Source organism: Myxococcus sp. AB025B, assembly GCF_006518215.1.
GTDB classification, from domain to species: Bacteria; Myxococcota; Myxococcia; order Myxococcales; family Myxococcaceae; genus Myxococcus; species Myxococcus fulvus.
In genome coordinates, this window is record NZ_SRLW01000559.1 from 1 (window position 1) to 2,677 (window position 2,677).

The following is a 2,677-nucleotide window of genomic DNA, read 5'->3' on the forward strand; positions in this document are numbered from 1 at the left end:
CTCCCGGAGCGTGACTCTCGTCCTGCGCGTTGCCCGCCGCCTCGTCGAAGCCCGAGTCGTAGAAGTAATCGTGCAGCCAGTTGGTGGTGTAGAACAGTTGCACCACCGAGGCGGACACCTGCTCCACGCTGTCGAGGGGCGCGGCCTCGGGGTCGTAGACGTGGGGGAAGTCGCGCGTGCCGGGCGTCACCTGCGCGCGTCGGTCCTGGCCCTCGGTGTAGCCATCCGGGTCGAAGTGGTCCGCGTAGGCGTGGACGTTGTTGCCCCAGGTGGTCGTGGCGCCCTGGGGGAGCCACGGGAACACGCGACCCGACTGCGCGTGCACCCGCCCCTCGTGCGTGAGCTGTCGGGGCGCGACGAAGCCGGGCTCGGCCGTCTCGGGGTTGCCCGTGCGGTGCGGCGAGTAGTCCTCGTGGGGGTTGTCCGCGGGCGTGCCGTCCGCATCCGCCCAGACTCGATACGAATAGGCGTCCTGCGCCACCCGGTCCTCGCGCAGCAGCACCTGGCCCGTGGCCGCGTCGAGCACGTGCAGGAAGCCGCGCGCGGGGGCGTCCCCGGCCCGCGTGGAGAGCGCGTCCACGGCGTAGGCGGGCACCAGCCGGCCCCCGGAGGGGAAGTACAGCCGCGTGACGCGCGCGGGCTCCACCAGCCGCAGGCCCGCGCGTTGGAGCGTGCCGCCGGGCGCCAGGTCGAAGCGGGGCGCGTCCGCGTGCGCGAAGCCGGCGGCCACCACCTCGCCCACCAGCGACAGCCCATGCACATCCCCCAGGGCCCGCAGCACCGCCTCGGACGCGGGCAGCGTGAAGCCCCCGTCCCGCGTCAGCCCCGCCGCGTCCGCGTGCATCGCCGCCACGCCGCCGTGCAGGTTCCCCGTGAGCCCCACCAGCTCCAGCCCCCGGTCCAGCAGCACCTTCAGCTCGGTCCGCCCCACCTCCAGGCCCGCCACCCGCTGGCGGAAGAACACGATGATGCCGCCCCGGCCCGTGTCGTGGACCCGATGGACATACACCGACGCCAGATCAGCGGCACTCAAACCATACAGTGACGCTTGTTGTTCCAGATAGACGCGGGCCGCGGCCTCCGGGGTGTCATGGACACGCAGGCCTGGCGCCGCGCCACGCTGCTCGGCCCACACCACCGTGGGGTGGCCCCGCGCCTCGTCCCGCGACAGCACTGTCACGATGTGAGGTTTTTCCGCCGCCCCGTCGGCCCGCGAGCGCGAGTCGACGGGGCCTGGCGTGGGGGGCTCCACCGCGCACCCGCCCCAGCAGGCGAGGGCCAGTACCACGACGGAGACACCGCTCCCTGGACGCTTGGGCACTTGACCCCCCACGGAATGTCGCGCGAGTCCCCGTGAGGGGACCCGAAGCCTTCATCGACAGATATCAGTATCCCGCAGCTGGCCCAGATGGCCAACCGCATTGCCTGTCATCGAGCGCGCGTAGAGGCCGCCCACCCAGGCTCCATCACTGAAAGAGACGTGGGCATGGGGTGCAAGGACTGTTCCGTAGAAGCCATAGTCAAACGCGGTGAGCGTGGTGGCCTCCGGGAGGTTGAAGAGCACGCCGTGCTCGTCGATGCCGCCGGCGAAGACATGTCCGAAGTTGGTGAACAGAGGGGAGGTGCCTCGGACGTTGATGACGACGAGCGAGGTGGCGGGGGCTTCGATGGTGAGCAGCGCCGCGCTGGCGATGGCGCTGGCCTGGACGTGGAAGACATTCACCTTGGGGTGGGTGCCCCGCAGGAAGATTCCACCCCAGGGCTCGAGGGTGGTGGTGCCCTGCTGGGGCAGGGCGGCCAGGTCCGCGGAGAGCTTGCGCAGCGAGCCGAGGACGTCGGTGAAGGGGACGGGCGTGCCGCGGGTGACCGAGCCGCGCGGGAAGGTGAGGGTGCCCGCGGGCAGGTAGTGGTCGCCGAACCGGGCGTGACCCCAGACGGTGCCGTTGTTCAGGTTCAGGTCCCTCCCGGCGACCAGGAGGTTGTCGGTGTCGGTGTCGGGCAGGTTCCAGCCCACGCGGAAGTCCTTGAGGAAGATGCTGCCGCCGGCGGCGACGCGGCCCGCCACGTCATTGCCCTGTCGGTAGTCCTCCGCGACGAGGAGGTTGTAGTCAGCCAGGCGGACCTGGATGCAGTGCTCCACGCGCTGCTCCACGACGGTGACGGAGATGCTGGTGACGGCCGGCCCGTTGCGGATGACGATGGTGGCGGTGCCGGGCCCCCGCGCGGTGACGACGCCCGCGGTCGACACCGTGGCGATGGCCTCGTTCGATGACGAGTACACCGTCCCCACCGCCTGGGAGGTGATGTCGCGCTTGATTCCGTCGTTGTAGAGGCCCGTCACCACCAGGTTGCGCGTGGTGCCCACGCCGTGCAGGACGCCATCGCCGTTGAGCACGGAGATGAGGTTGAGCTGCGCGGAGGAGACGACCTGCAGGGACACGGGCGGCGACGACCTGCGCTGGCGCGCGTCGTCGATGCCCGTGGCGACCAGCTGCACCGTGCCGATGGCGTGGGGTGGCACCTGGAACGTGGTGGTGAAGGGCGCCTCGGGGATGACGACCGCAACGCGGTGGATGACCCGCGCACGCGCGTGCACATCGACGACGCCAAGACGTTCATGGCGCTGGCGGACCGCAAGTACGACCTGGTCGTGAGCGTGCCCTCCAACCCGTGGGTG

Annotated in this window: 2 protein-coding genes; both read right to left on the reverse strand. The window is 70.9% G+C overall.

Going from position 1 to position 2,677, the window contains the following annotated elements; genetic code table 11:
• On the reverse strand, positions 1-1,180 hold a 1,180-nt coding region (locus FL311_RS42545), incomplete at its 3' end, for a M36 family metallopeptidase (RefSeq protein WP_194869627.1).
• A gap of 192 nt (positions 1,181-1,372) precedes the next feature.
• The gene (locus tag FL311_RS45815) at positions 1,373-2,596 is read right to left on the reverse strand and encodes a choice-of-anchor A family protein (protein ID WP_228557461.1); all 1,224 of its coding nucleotides are present in this window, start codon (positions 2,594-2,596) and stop codon (positions 1,373-1,375) included.
• Between the last annotated feature and the right edge of the window lie 81 nt (positions 2,597-2,677).